The organism is Isosphaeraceae bacterium EP7 (assembly GCA_038400315.1).
Lineage (GTDB): Bacteria > Planctomycetota > Planctomycetia > Isosphaerales > Isosphaeraceae > EP7.
In genome coordinates, this window is sequence record CP151667.1 from 2243407 (window position 1) to 2263498 (window position 20092).

Below are 20092 nucleotides of genomic sequence, written 5' to 3' on the forward strand. Positions count from 1 at the left end.
CCGCCCCGGCCGGGGGTCTGAACGGATGATCCGCGCGAGAATCGGGCCCGCGATCGCATGTTCAGGTCTCCGAGCCGAAGACCCGCCGGGAATGGTCTAGGCATCGCCCTGACCTGGATTATCGGCCGCCGTCGGGGGGTCCCGAATGCCTCACCGCCCGAATCGTCGGGGGCGGGTCATCGCCCACGGCGCAACCGAAGCAATCCAGCGCCCGCGACCGTTGACGACCGCGCCCGGACCGGACACCATGGCTCCGACACGGCCCGGATCCGACGGATTCCCGCCCCCCGACAGGCCGAGCCTTCCCGCCCAGGAGTACCGAAGCCATGTCACCCCGCTCACTCCGTCTTGTCGGCCTCGGACTCGTCGCGTCCACGCTCGCCGGGATGGCCCCCGAAGACGGCGCCGCCCCCTACGGCAGCATCGCCGGCTTGACTCTGGCCAGCCCGGAGCATGGCGTCGACACGCCGAGCACGCCTCCGCCCGCAGGCGCCATCGTCCTCTTCGACGGCAAGGACCTCGACGCCTGGGTCGGTCGCGACGGCAAGCCGCCCGGGTTCACGCTCGTCGACGGCAAGGCCGCTCAGGTCAAAGGCGGCGACATCCGGACCAAGGAGACGTTCAACGTCCCCGTCCGCCTGCACGTTGAGTTCCGCACGCCCTACATGCCCGAGGCCAAGGGACAAGGACGGGGCAACAGCGGCGTCTACCTGCAAGGGCGGTACGAGGTGCAAGTGCTGGACAGCTATGGGCTGAAGAGCCAGGACAATGACTGCGGCGGCATTTACAAGGTGGCCGTCCCGCTGGTCAACGCCTGCAAGGCGCCCACCGTCTGGCAGGCCTACGATATCGACTTCACCCCGCCCAGGTTCGAGGCCAAGACGAAGGTCGAGCCGGCCCGCATCAGCGTCCGGCAGAACGGCCAGGTGATCCACAAGGACGTTAAGATCGAACTCGACAACACCGTCTCCGGCATGGGCGGAGACCCCTCGACGCCCGGCCCCATCATGCTGCAAGATCACGGCAACCCGGTGCAGTACCGCAACATCTGGATCTTGAAAACTCCTTGAATCCTCAGGAGTGTAGCCCCTCGGGCCGCCCCAGCTCCAGCAGCGAGAGCGTGCGGACGATCGCACGCTCGGCCGGGAATGTGTGGAACGCCTGGATCGAGACACCACGGCCCCGGGCCTCGATGTGGACGCGGCTGAGCGGCGGCGGCGCCATCCGGTCGGCCACGGCGAAGCGGACGAACAGGTCGCCGCGCGACGCGTCCAGGGTTAACTCCTCGGAGAGATGGGCGAAGACCTCGGCGTCGAGCCGCTCGACGTCGAGGCAGGCCTGGTAGTGCGGGCCCAGACCCAGGTCGAGTTCCGCAGAGCGATCACGCCGGACCGGGGAATGGTAGAGCAGGCCTGACTCGGGAAGCTCGGCCAGCGGACCTGCCAGCACCTCGGTGAGCCTCGTCGCCCCCGACCGCCAGGTGACGGTGTGCCCCCCCTCAATGATCCGGACATCGGCCTCCCAACCGTCGCCGCCCACCCTCGTGTGGGCACGGGTTGCGAACCAGTCCGGATGTAACGATCGCCCGAAGAGCTGGAAGGACAGGTCGGCGACCCGCGATTTACCGAAGCTGACGCCCATGTCACGCTCGCCCTCTCTTATCGTCGTCGTCCATCCGTGCCGGTCTGGTGGGACGCGGTTCATTCCAGCATAAGCCGCGATAACCCCGTCGCCAACCGCATCAACCGAGAGCAACCCCGATGCCGCGACCAGCCGCACGGCCCGCCTTGACGGGGGGGCGAGCCGGCGATAGAGTCCCGCCGGCCGAGGACAGGCGCCCCGGGCGACGGAATGCCCGAGTGACGGCCGAGACCCACCCACGGCCGCGGTGCGGAGCCTGGCGTGCCGACACGGACGATGCCGATCCTTCCGGTGCGTGCCCTTTCCGCCATCCGGCGCAAAGGCCCGCGATACGCCTGGCACAAGGCCCTCAGGCGAGGTCTCTCGCGCTGGCCCGACTGGAAGCGTCGTCTCCTCTACGCCGACCCCCGCGACTATTGGACACTGCGCGGCGGCGATGAATATTACAGGGAACAGGAAGGGCAGGCCGCCCGGACCGAACGGGCCGAATGGCTGGCCGCCCGCATCGCGGGCTTGCAGCCCAAGTCCATCCTGGAAGTCGGCTGCGGCTACGGCAAGCAGCTGAGGGCCTTGCGTCAGCACGTCGACGTGCCGATGGTCGGCCTCGACTTCAGTCCGTCCCAGCTCGGGCAGGGGGCGACCTACCTGGACGGCCTGGACCGGATCTCCCTCGTCCTGGGAACCGGCGACCGGCTCCCGTTCGCGGACGGCGCCTTCGACCTGGTCCTCACTTCGGCCGTCATCCTGCACAACCCCCCCGAGATCGCCGACCGGATCCGCCGCGAGGTCATCCGCGTGTCGCGCCGACTGGCGGCGCACAACGAAGACACCGACGTGACCTACAACCGATACGGCTACGACACCGCCGCCTGGTACAGGGCCAACGGCTTGCGGGTCCTGGAAGCCGGACCCATCCCCGTCGGGCCCGCGGACGCCCGCGTGGCGTCGCAATTCTGCGTGGCCGGGCCGTGGACCGACTGACCCGCGACCCGAAGACCCCGAGGCGTCTGCGTCGACTCGTCGTCGAACCGAGTCCCGGCAACGGGCCCGACGACCCGCGCCGCAGGCTGCTGCGCAACGGCCTGATCGTGACCGTGGGCGGCCAGGTCGAACGAGGTGTGGGAATTCTCACCGCGCTAGCCCTGCGCCGCTGGCTCGACCCCGCGCAGCTCGGCGTCTATACCGGGCTACGACTTTTCCTGGACAACACCAACCGCACGAGCCTTGGCATCGGCCTGGGTGCGGTCCAGGAAATCCCGCTGCTGCGCGCCCGAGGGCGCGAGGCCGAGGCCCGCCACCTGGCCGACGTGGCCCACACCACCAACACGCTCACCTGCCTGGCGTACGCCCTGGCGCTCGTGGTCTGGGGCCTCTACGGCCGCCACGAAGGGCCGATGGCCCGCGAGTGGGCGCTCGGCGCGCTCGGGGTCGCGGCGCTCGTCATCCTGCGCCGCCGCGAGAGCTTCACCATCGCCGTGCTCCGCTCGCTGGGCGAGTTCCGCCTGACGACCGAGCTGGACCTGTTTGAGGCCGTCGTCTCGGTCGTCGCCATGGGCTGCGGCGTGATCCTGGCCGGATTCTGGGGCCTGCTCGGCGCAGTCGGCATCGTCCTGGCCGCGAAGGTCCTCTACCTCCGCATCCGGCACCCGCTGCGGCTGGCCTGGGCCTGGGACGCGCCGGCGGCCTGGCGACTCTTGAAGGTCGGCCTCCCCATCCTGGCCAACACCACCGCCTTCGCCGCCGTCAGCTCGTTCGATCGCGGCCTGATCCTCGGCCGCCTTCCCGACGGCGAGCGGCTGGCCGGGCTCTACACCGTGGCGCTTCTGGGCACGAACTGGTCGGTCGACCTGGCCGGCCGCGTGGTGCTCGTCCTGTATCACGACTTCCAGCAGGTGCTGGGAAAATCCGGCGACGTGGCCGAGGTCGCTCGTCGCGCCCGCCGGGCCACCGAGATCCAGGCGCTGGGCCTCTCGGTGCTGGCCGCCTGGGCCGCCTTGCTGGCCCCGCCGCTGCTGGGGTGGGCTTTGCCCAAATATGTCGAGGGCTTGCCCGCCCTGCGACCGCTGCTGCCGGGGATGATCCTTCTGGGCCTCTGCTGGCCCGCCCGGCAAATGCTCATCGCCATCGGCCGCCCCTATTCACTCTGCGCCGCGACACTGGCGGGGCTGGCAGTACTCGCGACGGCGGGCATCGCGGGGGCTGACCGCTGGGGCATCGTCGGCGTGGCCGGAGGCGCCTCGGTCGGCTATGCGGCAATCTTCCTGCTGACCACCGCCGTCGCCTGGATCCCGAGTCTGGGACTGCGAGCCTGGGCGGCCGGCATGAGCCGCATCGCGAGGCCGCTCGCCTGGTCGGCCCTGGGAGCGACCCTCGCCCTGCGCTGCCCGAGCCTCCCCTGGTCAATGGCCCTTCTCGTCGCCTGGACCGCCGTGCCGGCCTGGCAGGCCTGGAAACTCAAACGGGCCTGACGCCCGAGCCGGGGAGTGCGCCAAGGATGGTCGATCTCGCCTTCGTCACCCTGCTCGCCCTTCTCGCCTGCGTCATCGGCGACGCCTTCGCCCGGCGCCTCGCGCCAGCTCCGTTGGATCTGCTCGACCGACTGGCCCAGTCGCTTTCCCTGGGACTCGGGGCGATCGCCCTGGCGGCCACCTCTTCGGCCTTGGCGGGACATCTCGACCGCGGCGGCCTGGCCGTCTCCGTCGGGCTCCTCGCCGCCTTCGCCCTGGCAGTCCGCCCGCGAGGTGGCGCATTCGACCGGGGCGAGTCAGTCCTTCAAATGATCCGAAACCGCGTCGTCCCGACCTGGAATGATCCGGCGAGTGTCATTCCGCTCCTGGGCCTGATCGCGCTCGCCGGCACCTTGTTAACGGCGATGGCCCCCCCCACCGATGGCGATGCGCTCTGCTATCACCTGCAAGTTCCCAAGGTCTTCCTCGAAGCGGGATCATTGACCTTCGACGCAGACTTGCATGAGACGATCTATCCGCTGGCCACCGAGATGCTCTACACGCTGGCCCTCGCCTTCCGGGGGCCCGTGGCCTGCCGGCTGATCCACTGGCTGTTCGGCATCGCATTCGCCCTGAACGTCGCGGCGCTCGCCCGGCCCATGCTCGGCCCGCGTGCAGGCTGGGCGGGGGTCGTTGCTCTGCTGACACCGGCCGTCTCCAACGGCATGGGCGCACCGATGAACGACATCGCCCTGGCCGCCTTCGGCAACGCCGCGATCGTCGCCGTCATGCGACTGCGCGATGATTCTTCGATCCGATCCGCCCTCCTGGCGGGCCTCTTCGCCGGGCTGGCGATCGGGGTGAAGTATCCCGCGCTGGTGCTCGTCGGCGTGCTCGGCCTGGCCATCCTCTGGCCCTCGCGAGACTCCGCGTTCCGAGACCGGATCTGCCTGGCAAGCGTGTTCGGCCTGGCCACGCTCGCGACCGGCGGGATCTGGTACGCGAGGGCCTTTCACTACACTGGCAATCCCGTCTATCCGTTCTTCCGCCGCGTGTTCGGCACCGGGCTGGATATCGTGCTCGACCCCGCCAGCCTGCCCATGGCCGCGACCCCCTGGAATGTGCTGACGGCGCTCTGGCCGATGACGCTCGATCCCGACCGGTTCGACAGCCTCTCACATCAGTTCGGCCCCGCCTTCCTCATGTTCCTGCCGGCGCTCTTGCTGGAGAAAGCCCCTCGCCGGCTGTTGGGCGTGCTGGCCATCGGTTACGTCTTCCTCACCCTCTGCGTCACCCAGCGTCAGAGCATGCGCTTCGTCCTCATCGCCGTCGGCCCGCTGTCGGTGGGAGTCGCCTGGCTCGCCTCGCGCTGGTCCGACCGACGGACGATCCCCGCGCGCCTGCTCGTTGGCGTCCTCGTCTCGCTCCTCGCCGCCGAGGCCGGACTGGCCGCCTCCCGGGCCAGGCACGGCCTTGACGTGGCGCTGGGGCGGGAATCCCATGCGGAGTTCCTCACTCGAAGGGAGCCCACCTACCGCGTGGGTGAATGGATCAACGAGAACCTTCCCGTCGATGCGAAACTGATTGGCCAGGAGCATCGGGGGTTCTACATTCCTCGGCCGTACACGATGGAACTCGCCCACCGTCGCCGCACCGCACTGGCCGCGCCCGGGGATCGTCCCGAGGAGGTCGTCCGGTCGCTCACCGGCCGGGGGTTCACGCACCTGCTGCTCTGCCCGCCGCAGCCCGAAACCGCCGTCGAATTCGATCCAACGCTCTCCCGCGCCCTCGCCCCCTGGCTGGCCAATCGCAGTCCGCTTTATCGGGAATCGATCACCGACCCCGACGGAGTGACACGCCTCTATTCAATCTATGCCCTGCCGGCGATCGAACCTACGTCGGCCCTGGTGATTGGCCCCTTCGACGGAGGCCCGCGATGACCGGATACCCCACGCTGGGCCAGCTCCGTGCCCGAGTCCAAAAGGGCAGGCACCGCGAGATCGGCAACTGGCTCGCCCGCCGCGTCGCCCGACCTGCCGCGATCTACGGCACCTGGGGCGCAATCCGGCTCGGGCTCTCGGCCAACCAGGTCACGGCTGCCTCGCTCGCCTCGGCGCTGGCCGGATGTGGGGCGATCGGCACCGGGAGCGAGCCGGGGTTCCTGATCGGCGTCGCGCTGCTGCACCTGGCCTTCTGGCTCGACCACGTCGACGGCCAGGTCGCGCGCTGGAGGGGGACTGCCGGGCTCGACGGCGTCTATCTCGATTATTTGATGCACCACGCCCAGACCCTCGCCCTCGGCTTCGCGCTGGGGCAGGGGGTGGCGATGCGCACGGGCAACCCCACCTGGTCGGCCGCGGGCTTCTCGCTGGCGCTCGGCTGGGCGATGCTCTCGCTGCACAACGATTGCCGATACAAGGCGTTCTTCCAGCGACTGAAATCTTCCTCCGCCCGCTATCGCGTCGACGGCGGATCCGGGGGCCGGCCCGCGCCGCCCGCCCCCTGGCCACGCCAAGGGCTAGGAGTTCTGACCTGGCCCTTGTTCAAGGCCTGCGAGGCCCACGTCGTCCTCGTCGCGTTGACGCTGCTGGCTCTTCTGAACCTCGTCGCCCCCGCAATCTGGGACCACGCGACCCGCCTCGGCGTGATGGCCTTCGCCGTGATCGCCCCGATCCTCGCCGCCGGTAGGATCGTCCGCTCGGCCCGCGGCAACTCGGTCGAGGCCGAATTCAACCGCTGGTTCCGGCCCGATTCGGGTCGCTGACGTCCGGCGATGGAACTCCTGCCCGCGTCGTACTCGACGGACGGCCTCGCGGGCGGTCGGCCCAGGACGCTGCATCGGCCCTGGACTCGGGCTATGATGCCACGTCGAGCGCATCGACGCACGATCTCAGGGAGCCCTTCCATGACGGACACCATCCACGGGAACCTGGGCCACCGCCACGAGATGCCCGCCGGGCGCGGGCCCTGCATCGGCGTGGTCGGGGCCGGCTTCATCGTCCGCGACTGCCACCTCGTCGCGTATGCCGACGCCGGCTTCCAGGTGGCCGGCATCACCTCACGCACCCCGGAACTGGCCCGAGAGGTCGCCCAGCTCCGCGGCATCCCCCGCGTGCACGACTCGCTTGGGTCGATGCTCGACGACCCCGAGATCCAGATCATCGACGTCGCGGTCCCTCCCCTGACCCAGCCCGAGATCATCCGAAGCATCCTGGCCCATCCCGGCAAGCACGTCCGCGGCATCCTGGCGCAAAAGCCCCTGGCGATGTCTTCCGCCGAGGGGAAGGAACTCGTCGAGGCCTGCGAGGCTGCCGACGTGCTGCTCCAGGTCAATCAGAACATGAGGTATGACCACTCGGTGCGGGCCTTGCGCAGCCTGATCAACCACGGGACCTTCGGCGACCCCGTGCTCGCCACCATCGAGATGCGCGCGGTGCCGCACTGGATGGCCTGGGCAAAAGATGGACCGTCGCTCTCGACGTTCATCATGAGCATTCACCACCTCGACACCCTGCGCTACTGGCTGGGCAACCCCGCCCGGGTCCTCGCCAGCACCAGGCCCGATCCTCGGACCAAATTCGAGCATCGCGATGGCCTGAACCTTTACATCCTCGAATACGAGAACGGCGCCCGCGCATCATCCTGGGACGACGTCTGGGCGGGGCCGGTCCAGGAGGGGGCCGCCTCCGAATTGTTCGTCCGCTGGCGGTTCGAGGGGACCGAAGGGATGGCCCTGGGCACGATCGGCTGGCCCGAGTGGCCCAGCCATTCCCCCAGCACGATCGACTATACGACGATCGCCGACCGGGGCGACTGGCATCGCCCGCGCTGGCCCGAGGCCTGGTTCCCGGATGCCTTCGCCGGTCCCATGGCCGGCCTGATGCGGGCCCTCGAGACGGGCACCAGGCCCGACATCTCTGGCCGAGACAACCTCGACACGCTGGCCCTCTGCGAGGCCGTGATGACCGCCGCCCTCGAACACCGCGTCGTCGACTTCGAATCGATCGCCTGACCAGGCCAAGCCGCCTTGCCCCAGGGGAACCACCGATGAAACTCGGCCTGATCAATTCCGCGTGGGCCCAGGCGGGCCGCGACACCGCCTACGGGATCGCCCAGACCCGCGCCATTGGCTTCGACGCGATCGACATCTTCGCCGATCCTCTCGACATCGGAGCCGCCGAGCGGGCCCTCATCAAGTCAGAGGCCGATCGCGCGGGGCTGCCGATCATCAGCGTCGCATGCGTCGCCGTCGGGCTCGTCGACTTCAATCCGAGCGTCCGCCGGTTCCACGTCGACCGCTGCCGGGCCTATCTCGACATGACCCGCGAGTTCGGCGGAAAGAATCTCTTGCTCGTCCTGGGCGAATACATCTGGCAGCGCGAGGTGATCCCCCCCACCGAGCAGTGGGCCGCCGGCGTCGAGTGCGTCCGCACCCTGGGAACGCACGCCGGGGCGCTCGGCCTGGAGATCGCCCTGGAACTCGAGCCGTTCCGCGAATCACTGCTCAACGACGTCGACAGCATGGTACGGTTCCTGGCCGACGTGGACCACCCGGCGGTCAAGGCAAACCTCGACATCTCCCACCTGGTCCTGTCCAACCAGCCCCCGTCGGCCGTCGAGCGGCTCCGGGGCAAGGTGGCCCACGTCCACATCTCGGATTGCGACGGCAAGGTCCACGGCGACCTCCCTCCTGGACGCGGCGTGGTCGACTTCCCCCCCTATCTTCAAGCCATCAAGGCACTCGGGATCGACGATCTGACCGTCTCGATCGAGCTTGAATACTCGCCCGAGCCCGACAAGATCGTCGGATGGGTCACCGAGGCCTACAACTCGACCAGTGCCCTGATGCGCGACGCCGGCCTTCGTGAACCGAAGCCCGGGCGCCCCTGATGCGCGACTTGCCGTTGGTAGCATGGACGAGGATGGTCGGCCGCGGTTCTCGGGCCGAAGGGCTCGCGGCGGCATTCTTGCTCGTCGCCGCTCTCGTCATCGTCATCGGTTGGCCCCTGCTGGCGACGATCCTGGCCGCATGGGAAGGTGACGCCGGACCATCGGGGGGCCTCATCGATGCGGCGATGGCCGGCGGCGTGGCGCGCCCGCTCGGACTGGCCATCACGACCCTGAAGCTTGTTGCGCTGGCGGAGCTTGTCGCGCTGCCCGCGGGCATTGCGCTGGCGCTCGTCCTGGCACGCACCGACGCCCTGGGAGGTCGGGCCTCGCGGGCCGCCCTGGCGATGGCGGCGTTCGTGCCGATGCCGCTGCATGCGGCGGCCTGGCTGGGTTCGTTCGGCAACATGGGCCGTTCGCAAGCCTTCGGCCTGCCGCCGCTCCTGGTCGGCCTGCCTGGCGCCGCGATCGTGCACGGACTGGCGGCGTTGCCCTGGGCGGCCCTGCTCGTGGGCATCGGCCTGAGGTCGGTCGAACCCGAGCTTGAAGATGCGGCGTTGCTCGACCTGCCCGCGTGGCGGGTCGCTGTTGGCCTGGGATTGCGCCGGAGCCTGGGGGCGATCGCGACGGCGGCGCTCGCGGTGGCGGTGCTCACGGCCGGCGACATGACGGTGACGGACCTGCTCCAGATTCGGACTTATGCTGAAGAAGCGTATGTACAGTACGGCGTGGGCAACGGCCCGGGCGCAGCGGCGACGGTTGCCCTGCCGCCGCTGCTGGTGCTCGGCACCCTGATCGCGGGGGGGGCCCGTTGGCTGTCCACCGCCGACCCCGCGCGTCGGTCTTCGGGGCGGGCGCGCACCTGGGAACTCGGCCGCGGGCGCCTGCCCATCGGCGTCGCGGCCGCGACGCTGGCCTGCGGGCTGCTTGCCGTGCCGGTGGCGGGCCTCGCCTGGCGGGCGGGCAGGGTGGGGGGGGTGGCCGCTCGGGGGATCGCCCCGCACTGGTCGATCGGCGGGTTCCTGGGGACGATCCGGCGGGCCTGGTCGACGATCGCCTGGCCGATGGCCGAGAGCGCCACCTGGGGGGCAATCGCCGCGACAATCATCGTCTGTCTCGCCTGGTCGCTCGCCTGGAAAGGGCGCAACGGAGGCCCCTGGGCCTGGGTCGCGGCGGGCGCGGCGGCCCTCTCGCTGGCCGTGCCCGGGCCGGTCGCGGGCATGGCCCTGGTCCTCGCCTACCGAGACGTCCCGCCGATCTATGACACCTCGGCGAATCTCGTCATCGCGTATGTCTTGCGGGCCTGGCCCTACGCACTCCTCGTCCTCTGGCCGGCCATGCGATCGATCCCACGAGCCTACCTCGACGCCGCCGAACTCGACGGCTGCACGCCGCCTGGGGTCATCACGCATGTGGCCCTGCCGATGACCCGGGCCGCCACGGTCGCGGCGTGGGGGGTCGCGTTCCTGCTCTCGGTGGGGGAGCTGCCCGCGGCGAATTGCGTCTACCGCCCCGGCACGTCGATCGCTTCGGTCGTCATCTGGGGGCTGCTGCACACGGGGGTCGAGAGCCACCTCGCGGGCGTTGTCCTGGTGCTGCTGGGGGTGGTGGGCGTCTCGGGCCTTGTCGTCGCCCGCCTGATCTCGGCGGCGTACGGCTCGCGCAACGGGTCCGCGCTCAGAGGCTCGGGTTGGAGAATTCCTTGAGCGGCAGGTCCACCGGACCCTGGTGCCGGGAGCTGCGTGCGACGGCCTCGGTGAACTGCATATACCGGACGCCGGTGGCGAACGTCGTGTGCGTCACAGGGCGTTCTCCGCGAATCGCCGCGACGAAGTCGGACTCGACCTGCCAGCCCCCGCGCAGCTCATCGGGGATCGCGACGGGGGCCAGCTCGCGCTCCCCCTTGCGGGCCCCTCGAATCTCATCGAGGGCCAGGTCGTAGTCGAGCGTCCCCTCCGAACCATACAGCGTCACCCCCAGCGCGTGGCCATGCAGGGCCACGCCGCTGAGCCGGTAGACGCCCCGTGATCCGTCTCCGTGCGAGGTCAGCACGTCCACGCTGTCGGGCGTCCCGGCGCGGGCGAGCTTGCCCGTCTCTTCGTCCCGGCGCTGGGCAATGAAGACGGTCGCATTGGCCAGCACCCGCGTCGCCGGGGTGACCCAGCGCAGGACGGTCTCGTAAAGGATCCCCAGCTGGAGCATGTTGAAGCCGGAATATTTGGTCTTCTGCCGCCACGAGAGCGGAGTCTGGGGGTCGGCCAGGTCTCCGTGCACCGCCCGTGCATGGACCTCGCGCAGGGTGCCGAGGTAGCCTTCGGCGATCAGGGCCCGCATCGTGGCGTCGCCAGTCAGGCCGAAGGGGCTGGGCACGATCATGGTGGCCAGGTTCGGGCTCTCGTGCGCGCGGTCGTACATTCGCTGGGCTTCGCGGGCGTTCATGGCCATGCGGGCCTCGGTCAGCACGTGCTTGCCGGCGTCGAGGGTCGCCAGCGTGACCGGGCAGTGCAGGTTGGGCCAGGCTGCGACGACGACCGCGTCGACCATCTCGTCGTCGACCAGCGACTCCCAGGTGTCGTGGATGTTCGGGATGTCGAACTCACGCGCGATCTTCGCGGCGCTCTCGCGCCGTCGATTGCACACGGCCGTCACCCGGACCCCAGGCAAGGCCAGGAAGCCGGGAAGATGCCGGGTCCGCGCAATCCCCCCTGCGCCCACAATTCCGATCCGGATCACGCCCGAGCCCATGCCATCCCACCCTCAACGGGGAACTCCGCCCCTTGCAGAGCCCATGATAGGCCGGGGCGGGCCCCGCCGTCCAAGCAAGGTTGGTGAAACCTCGGCGCGCCCGCTACGATAAGGCCGAACGTCCCGCCCCGGAACTCCCTCCCGCACCGCCTCACTCTCCACGCGGAGCCCGCCCATGCGTCGTCTCAACCTGCCAGCGTCCGTCGCGGCCATCGTCCTCGTCGCCGCCTCAGCCTCCGCCCGCGCGGAGCATGCCAAGGTCCACCTGGAAGTTTCCGCCCCCGGAGTCCAGGAAGTCGCCTTCGTCGACCAGACCCCGCCGGAATACGGCAAGAACCCCCGGCCCGTCCTGAAGGTGAAGGCCGGCGACCCGATCAAGGTCATGTGGACCTTCGAGAACATCTACCCGCACAAGACCCTCGAAAACGTGGTCGTCCATTTCTTCGTCGCCCGCCAGGACAAGGTCGGCCAGAAGCCCCTTCCCAGGCTGGACGACGACGTGCTCCACGAGTCGGCCTTCGACATGGACTTCAAGCCCGGACGCAAGGCCGGCTCACGCATGACGCTCCGCATCGACACCCCCGGCGTCTACCTCGTGCGCGCCGAGAGCAAGGAAACCCAGAGCGACCACGAGCACTTCGCGGCCATCGACCTCGTCGTCGAGAAGCCCTGAACGAGCCGCCGCCAATCCTTCGCACCCGAAGCCCAGGCACGGAACCAGTCGACCATGACGTTTTCATCCCCGGTCGAAGGATTTCGGCTCGCCTACGACCGCTTCGGCGCCGGCCCGCCCGTCGTCCTGCTCCACGGCTGGCCCGGAGATCGGACCGACTACCGGGCCCTGGCCCCACTCCTGTCAGACTCGGCCGACGTCATCGTCCCCGACCTCCGCGGCTTCGGCCAGTCCGACAAGCACGTCGCCGAGCCGGAGCTCGCCTATTCGGGTGCGGCCCAGGCCCGCAGCATCATCGGCCTGATCGAGGAGCTGCGCCTGCGCCCCGCCGTCCTGGCCGGCTACGACGTCGGCAGCTTCGTCGCCCAGACTGTCGCCAGGCTACGTCCGGACCTGGTTCGTGCCCTGGTGGTCTCGCCCCCGCTGCCTGGAGCCGGCAAGCGGGTCCTCTCCCCGGAGTCGACGCGCGAATTCTGGTATCCCGCCTTCCATCAGCTCTATCTCGCCGAGATCCTCATCGACGGCAAGCCGCACTCGGTCCGGGCCTACCTGAAATACTTCTGGTCCCACTGGTCGGGCCCCTGCTACGCGGTCGACCCGGCCCATATCGACCACCTCGTCAACGTCTACTCACCCCCGGGCGCCTTCACGGCCTCCATCGCCTGGTACCGAACCTCCTCCAGCCCCGTCGCCGCGTACATCGCCGAGGCCGCCCCGAATCTCGCGAATCGGATCAAAGCCCCGACGACGGTCCTCTGGCAAGAACATGACCCCATCTTCCCCACCGAGTGGTCCGATCGCCTCGACGAGTTCTTTGCCGACGTGACCCTGGAAAAGCTCGCCGGTGTCGGCCACTTCACGCCCCTGGAGGCGCCCGCCAAGTTCGCGGCGGCCATCCAGAAGCGGCTTTCGGCGCCGATGTCCCCGATGAGATGAGATCGGGATGTCAGGCCCGTTCGGGTTGCCTGAAGAGAGAAGTGATCTCGACAAATCCCGAACTCTGCTGGACATTTCTTTCGTGCAGGGCCTTCAAGGCCGATCGACACAGCGACGACTCAGCTTGAAAAGCTCGGCCCATCAACGGGAAAGGACTTCCCCGCCATGTCTGATCGGATGGATTCCTCGAAACGTCGCGCGTTCACCCTCATCGAACTTCTTGTCGTCATCTTCATCATCGCCATCCTGATCGGCCTCCTGTTACCGGCGGTGCAGGCCGCTCGCGAGTCCGCGCGCAGGCTGAAATGCGCCAACAATTTCAAGCAGATCGGCCTGGCGATGCATTCTTATCAGGATTTGCATCAGTGCTTCACGCCGGGCTTTGTCTTCGATCCTCCCTCGATTCAACAGGGCTGGGCCTGGGGAACCCTTCTCCTACCGGGAATCGAGCAAGGGCCCCTCTACAACTCGATGAACTTCAGGCACCCCGCCTATTCCGAGGTCCAGAGCACGGCAACACTGACGAACGTGGACGACTACCTGTGCCCCAGCGGAGGCGGCCCCGGCCCGGTCGACGTTTTTGCATCGACGTCGAACATGCCGTACAAGGACAAGCTGGTTTGCAGTCAGTATGTCGCATCGGCGGGCTGGTTCCGGATGTACGAAAAGATCGGCCCGAACCTCAGCAAGATCGCCGCGACGGGCACCGGTGCCTTCTTCATGAACTCCGCGACCTCGCCGGCGTCGATCCTCGACGGCATGAGTCAGACGTTGATGGTCGGCGAGCGATCGAGGAACGTCTCGGATGCTGCCTGGGCCTCATTCGGCCACACTCCCATCCAACTCTACAACAAGCCCGGTTGGCCGACGCAGACGACGGTGTCGAGCGTGTTCCTCGTCCTGGGCAGGACCGGCGGGCCGAAATCCGACTACGAGAACGACACCCCGCACCCCGCGATGTTCAACGCCCCGGACGCAGGCCCCGACACCTTCTGGAGCCAGCACCCCGGCGGATGCGGCTTCCTGATGTGCGACGGCTCGGTCAGGTTCCTCAAGTCGACCATGCAGTTCCCCGTCTTCCAGGCCCTGTCGACACGCTCCGGCGGCGAGATCGTCGACGGCTCGGCTTATTAATCCGCGCCGCCCTTCTGTGCCGTGAAGCGGCCTCGAATTCATTCCACCCCTGAATGAACCTGATTCTCCCCGGGCGAGATTGGAAGTCTCGCTGCATGCCCTTCTTGCGAGTCGGGCCGGGACGATGAAAGTTCGAGATCCGCGAACGGCCGGGACCTCACCCCGAGGTGCTCAAGGCCGTTGTCTACACGTTCGGCCGCCAACGGTCGAAGCGTGGAATGGATTTCATCGCTCTGCGTCACGCCCAGATCACTCGGGGGCATCGGGAACCTATTCCGGAAGGAGATTGACGATGCCCCCCCATGCGGGCGCCGTCAGTCAAGGTAGCCCATGTTTCGATGGGGCCTCGTCGTACGACCCTACGACCTTCGGCGTTCCTAAATAACACCATCATTCACGCTATCTATTACGAATCAGGGCATTGGACTGCAAAAGATTGCAATTCCATCTCCGAGGCCGAGGAGGCGTGGGACGCAAGGAGAATGGCGGCGTACATGACTTAGTCTCGACGGCTCGCGACCTTGTTTGCCGAGGATTTAAGGCCGCATCCATGTAGGCTGCGGTCGTAGGGTTCGAGCCCGAGAGCAACTTAGGACCTAGAGCATGGCAAATTGGAAGCGACTCGGCTTGACCGCCTTCACCTTCGTGTCCCTCACGGCGATGAATGCGGCACACGCCGATCTTGTGTTCAGCGGCGCGGGCTCGAATAACGAGACGGGGAACCAGGTCTCCGGGGCGGCCACCTTCAAGGTCTCCGGTAACATCCTGACCCTGACCCTGACGAACACCACCCTGGGCGGGACGACCCTCCGCGGTGACGTCCTTCAGGGCATTGCCTTCAACGTCAATGGGGTCAATCCCACCCTGACTCTGACGACCATCGCCCTGACGAGCCCGGGCAGCAGCTCGACCGACGACCGGATCTTCACCACGAAGACGGCGGCCAACACGTCCGACCCGTTGAGCGGGTCCTATACCACGGTCCTCGGAGTCAGCCCGGTCGCCGAGTTCGGCGTGTCGTCCACCGGCTTCGCTGGGGGGTTCAACGCGGGCTCCATCACCCGGGGCACTGGCGGCGCCGATTACGGCATCGTGGCGGCCGGCACCTTCCCCCCCGGTTCGGGAAGCAGCAATAGCTTCAACGCGGCCTTCCCTCTCATTCAGGACTCGCTGTCGTTCACGTTCCAGGTGACCGGAAACCTGGCCGAGTCGCAGTTCGAGGGCGTCAAATTCCTCTTCGGCACCGATGGCACGGGGATCATCAATGCCTCGACCCCCGCGGTTCCCGAGCCCTCCTCCCTCGTTCTGCTCGGTTCCGCCGGGGCAATCCTGCTCGCCGGCCGTACGGCACGCGGTCGCTATCTCAGCAAATGCAACGCATAAGGCTGGCTCTTCAAGCCGTCACCGTGCTGACACCGCGGACGACGATCGGCGATCGACCCATCATCTGGGCAACGATCGCCCCGTCGTTCGCGGAATAGGTCGGCAACGACGGCCTTGCTCGAACCCGAGCCGCGTCTTCGAACTTCTCCAAGGCGATTTGATCGATCTGCCTTGCGAAGTCCCCCCCTCGACGACCGGCTTGGAGAGACCCGGCGATCGGTGAGAATCCGGTCGTGGACGACGAAGACCTGGCCTCTCGGGACGTCGCCTTCGAGTTCCGCACCCAGGTCAACTCCCGATTGCCCCGTCTACTCTCGGGTGGCTAACGGGCATCGAATCCCGGAAAGAGCCAGCGAAAACCCCGTCGGAATCTCGCCAATTCAGCCCAACTCACGCGAGATGGTCGCCGGTGGCCGGGTTCTGAGCCCGGCCAGATCCGGCCGACGATCAACATCGGCTTTCAACGACTTGATCGAGGCGTGGCACCCGATCGGCGCCGACAACGCATCGGCGATCTCATTTTGAAGGCGCGGCATTCGCCCTCTCCGATTCGCGAACGATCGCCGCGAGGGTGAAGCTCGGGCCATCGCCGACGGCGACGATCGCCGATCCCGCCGGGAGGCCCGAGACGCCCGGTTTCCAGGTTGCGCCGAGGTCGTCGCTGAGTGCCGCGGCCCCCGGAGAAGTCCCCGCGATCACGTTCGGGCCTGCATTGCCGAGGACCCAGATCGGCGCATCGTCTGGCACGCCCGGGGCGAGGCGCCAGGTGGCCCCTTCATCTTTTGATTGGTGGATTCCGCCCGGGTTGTGTCCGGCGAGGAGGGAATGGCCCCGAACCAGGAATCGGAGCGGTGTCACATCCCCCACCCTCTCCCAGTTGCCGCCATCCGCGTTCATGCGGTAGAGCCCATTGTGATACAGGGCCGCGTAGAGATTCTGCCCCTTCACCGCGAGGTCGAAAACCTGCGGCCTCGCGGGCAATCCCCGACCGAGCGGGGTCCAGGATTCATCTCCAGCCTGGAGTCTGAACACACCTCCGGAGTCGGTTCCCGCGTACACGACGGAGCCTCGACTCGCCAGCGATCGGATGTGTGGGTCGGTCAGCCCATGCGCGACTCGACGCCACGAGCGACCTTCATCCTCGGTGACGAAGACTCCCGCCTTCCTGGTCCCCGCGTAAATGCGACGACCCGCGATCGTCAAGCAAAGGACCGGCGATGCAGGGGTCTGCTCGCGAGCCGCCCACAGGCGACCCCCATCGAGCGAGATGAAGAGGCCTTCGTCCGTCGCCGCGTAGGCAGTCGTCCCCTCGATGGCGAGTGCGTGGACCCTGGCGGTGCCGAGGAGCCCCTTCCCGGCACCGGCCCAGGTTCTGCCTGCATCATCGGAACGATAGACGTCGAACGATAAGGCGGCGGCCGGAGGCCGGATCGCCTTGGGCGGGGTGCACTGCGAGCGGGCCGAACCCGGGCTGATGAGGAACAGGACGACGAACACTGCGTGCCTGAACCGATGGCCTGAAGGGCAACCCTCGGACAGCCTGAAAGAGTCGCTTTCGGCCGGCTGCACATGAGTCGGATTCGCAGGTTGATCGGATAGCTCGACGGCGTGGTGAGGCATCATGGGGGGTGAGATCCCCGGGCCAATGTTGACGCCTGAACCCGACCCGACTTCCCGCGAAACTGCGATCGGACGCCACAAGTCAAGGAGGGAGGAGGGTCGGGACGGCGCGGGGTTCGAGCCGTCCCGACCGATGGACTCGCTTATTTCACCGGCTCGGCCGCTTTGGGATCGGGGCCGGGGTCCTGACGGTAGACGAGGACCCGATCATGGACGATGAGGACCAGGTCTTTCAGGCCGTCGCCGTCGACGTCGCCGATGCCCAGGTCTCGGGGCTCGACGAATCCCCCACCGTCGCGGAAGCTCTTGCGGTCGAAGACCTTGAAGGAGATCGCCCGCTGGAGGTCGCCGGGCTTGGCGTAGGTCACGATCTCGACGAAGTGCTCGGCCACGTCAATCAGGACGATGTCAACCTTGCCGTCATTGTTCAGGTCCCCGGCGGCCAGGTCGCCCAGGCGTGCGTCTTCGCGGTTCGACTCGTAGCTGGCCAGGGTCTTCAGGCGTAGGCCCTTGCTGCCGGTCACCACGACGCCGAAGCGGTCGGTGCCTGAGAGGAGGAGGTCGTTCTTGCCGTCGCCGTTGAAGTCGGCCACGTGGACTCCCTGGAAGTCGATCGGGCCGACGGAGAGGGTGCCTGAGGGGCGGTAGACCCCGTCGCGGGCCTCCAGGAAGATCAGGGACTTGGAGGCCCGGTCGAGCAGGACAATTTCCTGTTTGCCGTCGCCGTCGATATCGAGCGCCGCGGCCCCCTGGATCTGGGCCGATGCACGGCCGGCGTTGTACTGGTCCTTCACTTCCCAGCGGCCGTCCTTGTCCAGCTTCAGGTTGCGCGCGAACGCGTTCTGACTGACGAGCAGGCCGGGGCCATTCAGGTTCACCTGGGTCAGGCCGGCGGGGGTCACGCCCGAGAGCGGGCCGAGACTGCCGGCCGGGGTGGGCTCGCTGCCTTCGTGGCCCAGCAGCAGGACGGGTGCGCCGAAGGCGTTGAAGATGAGGATATCGGCGTGGCCGTCGTCGTTGACGTCCAGGGTCTTCATCGCGGGCGGCAGGCCCGAGAGGCCCTTGATGGCCACGGAGTCGGCGGTGCCCCAGCGGTAGGGGACGAACGTGCCCGACTTTTCTCGCTTCAGGGCACGCAGGCTGAACGCGTCGGTGCCGGTGCCGCCGCCGCGGGTGATGTACACGATCTCGGGGGTCTTGTCGCCGTCCAGGTCGGCCAGGTCGAGGGCGACGGGGTCGCCGCCGACGGTCGGGAGCGGTGCGGGGAAGCCCAGGCGATCCCCTTCGAAGGTGGCCCGGCCGATCTGCTTCTCGGTGTCGGAGAGGACGTAGACCTCGGCCTTCTTGTCGCCGTCCAGGTCGGCCAGCCTCACGGTCCGGCCGCCGACCAGGCCGGGGAAGGTCTGGGCCGAGCCCAGGCCGGCGGTCCCGCTCTGGCGATAGACGAGGAACTGGGCGTTGGCCGGGTCGGTCACGACCACGTCGGCCTTGCCGTCGCCGTCCAGGTCGCCCACGTCGGTGGTCCGGCCGCGAGCTGTTCCGGGGGGGAGGGGGTAGAAGATCAGGCGGCCGCGTTTGCCCGCCTCGTCCCCTTCGGCCTCGTCGAGGGTGAGCACCTTGACCCGGCCCGACTGGTTCTCGATGGAGAGCATCTCGACGCCCGGCTTATCGTCGATCTGCGCGAAGGCGTAGGCCCTCAGCACCTCGGCGGCGAACCGCTGCTCGGGGCCGAGCTTCCCCTTCTCGCCCGAGAACCGGATGCGGACCGGGTCGTCGCCGGCTCCGTCCATCAGCACGAGGTCGTCGCCGCCGTCACCGTCGACATCCGCCGCCTTGATGAACCGGGGGCTCGACGCGGTGTGCGGTGTCCGTTCGGGCTCGGAGAGCTTCCCCTTGTCTTCCTGGTAGACGAAGACAACTTCGCTGGGGGTGAGAAGCGCGAGGTCGAGCTTGCCGTCGCGGTTCAGGTCGCCGACGGTCAGCGAGCCTCCCCCTTCGATCGCCTCGCCGGTGCTGACCCGTTTGGGAGAACCGAACTTGCCCGAGCCCTCGTTGGTCAGCACGGTCAGCTCGGCGGGCGTACCGTAATAGGCGATGTCGAGCTTGCCGTCGCCGTTAAAGTCGGCAAGCTGGAGGCTGACGACCTCCTTGTTCACCGGCAGGCTGACCAGCCTCATCCGGCGGTCGTAGGCGATGTCGTTCGAGTCGCCCTTGACCCTGGCGTCGTCGCCGGCCGGCCCCTTGCTGCTCAGGAGCAGGTCGATGCGCGAACGGCCGTTGTTGACGATGAGGATGTCGTCGACCTTGTCGCCGTCGAGGTCGCGGACCAGCAGGTTGGCGATCCGGTTCTCGAGCTTGTAGACCTCGAGCGGCTGGAAGCCGAAATACTCGGCCAGGCTGGGCTCGTCGGCCCCGGCCGCCTTCTGGGCCCCGACCCCGGCCGTCAGCAACAGCCAGGTTGCCGCCGCCCAGATCCATCGCCGCCTCGTTGCGTGCTTCACGGCCGCTCCCTCGTCGCGTGTCGTCGGGCCCGCGCCCGCGTTCGTTCGGGCAAACCGCCCAGCGTAAAGTCCGCCGCACCCCGCGGCAAGCCCCGGCGCCCCGTCCGTCCATGTCCTAGGCTGCT

Annotated in this window: 16 protein-coding genes; 12 read left to right on the plus strand and 4 right to left on the minus strand. The window is 68.1% G+C overall.

From position 1 onward, the window contains the following. The first annotated feature begins 326 nt into the window (after positions 1-326). Positions 327-1070 carry a 3-keto-disaccharide hydrolase gene (locus tag EP7_RS08620; RefSeq protein ID WP_463527441.1) on the plus strand — a complete coding sequence of 248 codons (744 nt, stop codon included), beginning with the start codon at positions 327-329 and terminating at the stop codon, positions 1068-1070. A 4-nt stretch (positions 1071-1074) separates the two neighbouring features. On the opposite strand, the gene EP7_RS08625 is transcribed toward EP7_RS08620, so the two are convergent. Further along, positions 1075-1641: a DUF2617 family protein gene (locus EP7_RS08625; protein WP_463527442.1), complete on the minus strand. Its 567-nt coding sequence runs from the start codon at positions 1639-1641 to the stop codon at positions 1075-1077. A gap of 261 nt (positions 1642-1902) precedes the next feature. Here EP7_RS08625 and EP7_RS08630 point away from each other — a divergent pair, with 261 nt between their 5' ends. The 7 genes from EP7_RS08630 to EP7_RS08660 all read left to right on the plus strand — a co-directional run bounded on the left by EP7_RS08630 (position 1903) and on the right by EP7_RS08660 (position 10681). Beyond that, positions 1903-2622 (plus strand): class I SAM-dependent methyltransferase, encoded by a 720-nt coding sequence (locus EP7_RS08630; protein WP_463527443.1) that lies wholly within the window; start codon positions 1903-1905, stop codon positions 2620-2622. Then, on the plus strand, positions 2610-4109 hold the full coding sequence (locus tag EP7_RS08635) for a lipopolysaccharide biosynthesis protein (protein WP_463527444.1): 1500 nt from the start codon (positions 2610-2612) through the stop codon (positions 4107-4109). The genes EP7_RS08630 and EP7_RS08635 overlap by 13 nt, the downstream gene beginning before the upstream one ends. 26 nt (positions 4110-4135) lie before the next feature. After that, positions 4136-6028 carry an ArnT family glycosyltransferase gene (locus tag EP7_RS08640; RefSeq protein ID WP_463527445.1) on the plus strand — a complete coding sequence of 631 codons (1893 nt, stop codon included), beginning with the start codon at positions 4136-4138 and terminating at the stop codon, positions 6026-6028. After that, positions 6025-6852 carry a CDP-alcohol phosphatidyltransferase family protein gene (locus tag EP7_RS08645; RefSeq protein WP_463527446.1) on the plus strand — a complete coding sequence of 276 codons (828 nt, stop codon included), beginning with the start codon at positions 6025-6027 and terminating at the stop codon, positions 6850-6852. Before EP7_RS08640 ends, EP7_RS08645 begins: the two co-directional genes overlap by 4 nt. Before the next feature lie 141 nt (positions 6853-6993). Next, positions 6994-8100: a Gfo/Idh/MocA family protein gene (locus EP7_RS08650; RefSeq protein ID WP_463527447.1), complete on the plus strand. Its 1107-nt coding sequence runs from the start codon at positions 6994-6996 to the stop codon at positions 8098-8100. Positions 8101-8135: 35 nt separating this feature from the next. Further along, entirely contained in the window at positions 8136-8978 is an 843-nt protein-coding gene (locus tag EP7_RS08655) for a sugar phosphate isomerase/epimerase family protein (protein ID WP_463527448.1), read from the plus strand. Continuing rightward, positions 8978-10681, plus strand: coding sequence for an ABC transporter permease (locus EP7_RS08660; RefSeq protein ID WP_463527450.1), 1704 nt, complete (start codon positions 8978-8980; stop codon positions 10679-10681). Before EP7_RS08655 ends, EP7_RS08660 begins: the two co-directional genes overlap by 1 nt. Here the strand turns inward: EP7_RS08660 and EP7_RS08665 are convergent. Next, positions 10653-11720, minus strand: coding sequence for a Gfo/Idh/MocA family protein (locus tag EP7_RS08665; RefSeq protein ID WP_463527452.1), 1068 nt, complete (start codon positions 11718-11720; stop codon positions 10653-10655). The two genes, EP7_RS08660 and EP7_RS08665, sit on opposite strands and share 29 nt — an antisense overlap. Positions 11721-11895: 175 nt before the next feature. Here EP7_RS08665 and EP7_RS08670 point away from each other — a divergent pair, with 175 nt between their 5' ends. From EP7_RS08670 to EP7_RS08685, 4 genes are all read left to right on the plus strand, one after another. Continuing rightward, the gene (locus EP7_RS08670; protein WP_463527453.1) at positions 11896-12393 is read left to right on the plus strand and encodes a hypothetical protein; all 498 of its coding nucleotides are present in this window, start codon (positions 11896-11898) and stop codon (positions 12391-12393) included. A 54-nt stretch (positions 12394-12447) separates the two neighbouring features. Continuing rightward, a complete protein-coding gene (locus tag EP7_RS08675) occupies positions 12448-13329 on the plus strand; it encodes an alpha/beta fold hydrolase (RefSeq protein WP_463527454.1) in 882 nt (293 codons plus the stop codon). 165 nt (positions 13330-13494) lie between these two features. Further along, positions 13495-14463, plus strand: coding sequence for a DUF1559 domain-containing protein (locus EP7_RS08680; RefSeq protein WP_463527455.1), 969 nt, complete (start codon positions 13495-13497; stop codon positions 14461-14463). 603 nt (positions 14464-15066) lie between these two features. Then, positions 15067-15846, plus strand: coding sequence for an XDD4 family exosortase-dependent surface protein (locus EP7_RS08685; protein WP_463527457.1), 780 nt, complete (start codon positions 15067-15069; stop codon positions 15844-15846). 516 nt (positions 15847-16362) lie between these two features. Here the strand turns inward: EP7_RS08685 and EP7_RS08690 are convergent. Then, a complete protein-coding gene (locus tag EP7_RS08690; protein ID WP_463527458.1) occupies positions 16363-17469 on the minus strand; it encodes a WD40/YVTN/BNR-like repeat-containing protein in 1107 nt (368 codons plus the stop codon). 140 nt (positions 17470-17609) lie between these two features. Continuing rightward, entirely contained in the window at positions 17610-19967 is a 2358-nt protein-coding gene (locus tag EP7_RS08695; RefSeq protein ID WP_463527459.1) for an FG-GAP repeat domain-containing protein, read from the minus strand. Between the last annotated feature and the right edge of the window lie 125 nt (positions 19968-20092).

What these genes read in the sequence shown, in the direction of transcription:
- EP7_RS08690 (WP_463527458.1), bottom strand. Translation starts at nt 17,469, where the DNA reads ATGATGCCTCACCACGCCGTCGAGCTATCCGATCAACCTGCGAATCCG.
- EP7_RS08650 (WP_463527447.1), top strand. Translation starts at nt 6,994, where the DNA reads ATGACGGACACCATCCACGGGAACCTGGGCCACCGCCACGAGATGCCC.
- EP7_RS08670 (WP_463527453.1), top strand. Translation starts at nt 11,896, where the DNA reads ATGCGTCGTCTCAACCTGCCAGCGTCCGTCGCGGCCATCGTCCTCGTC.
- EP7_RS08665 (WP_463527452.1), bottom strand. Translation starts at nt 11,720, where the DNA reads ATGGGCTCGGGCGTGATCCGGATCGGAATTGTGGGCGCAGGGGGGATT.
- EP7_RS08680 (WP_463527455.1), top strand. Translation starts at nt 13,495, where the DNA reads ATGTCTGATCGGATGGATTCCTCGAAACGTCGCGCGTTCACCCTCATC.
- EP7_RS08660 (WP_463527450.1), top strand. Translation starts at nt 8,978, where the DNA reads ATGCGCGACTTGCCGTTGGTAGCATGGACGAGGATGGTCGGCCGCGGT.
- EP7_RS08645 (WP_463527446.1), top strand. Translation starts at nt 6,025, where the DNA reads ATGACCGGATACCCCACGCTGGGCCAGCTCCGTGCCCGAGTCCAAAAG.
- EP7_RS08655 (WP_463527448.1), top strand. Translation starts at nt 8,136, where the DNA reads ATGAAACTCGGCCTGATCAATTCCGCGTGGGCCCAGGCGGGCCGCGAC.
- EP7_RS08625 (WP_463527442.1), bottom strand. Translation starts at nt 1,641, where the DNA reads ATGGGCGTCAGCTTCGGTAAATCGCGGGTCGCCGACCTGTCCTTCCAG.
- EP7_RS08675 (WP_463527454.1), top strand. Translation starts at nt 12,448, where the DNA reads ATGACGTTTTCATCCCCGGTCGAAGGATTTCGGCTCGCCTACGACCGC.
- EP7_RS08685 (WP_463527457.1), top strand. Translation starts at nt 15,067, where the DNA reads ATGGCAAATTGGAAGCGACTCGGCTTGACCGCCTTCACCTTCGTGTCC.
- EP7_RS08620 (WP_463527441.1), top strand. Translation starts at nt 327, where the DNA reads ATGTCACCCCGCTCACTCCGTCTTGTCGGCCTCGGACTCGTCGCGTCC.
- EP7_RS08640 (WP_463527445.1), top strand. Translation starts at nt 4,136, where the DNA reads ATGGTCGATCTCGCCTTCGTCACCCTGCTCGCCCTTCTCGCCTGCGTC.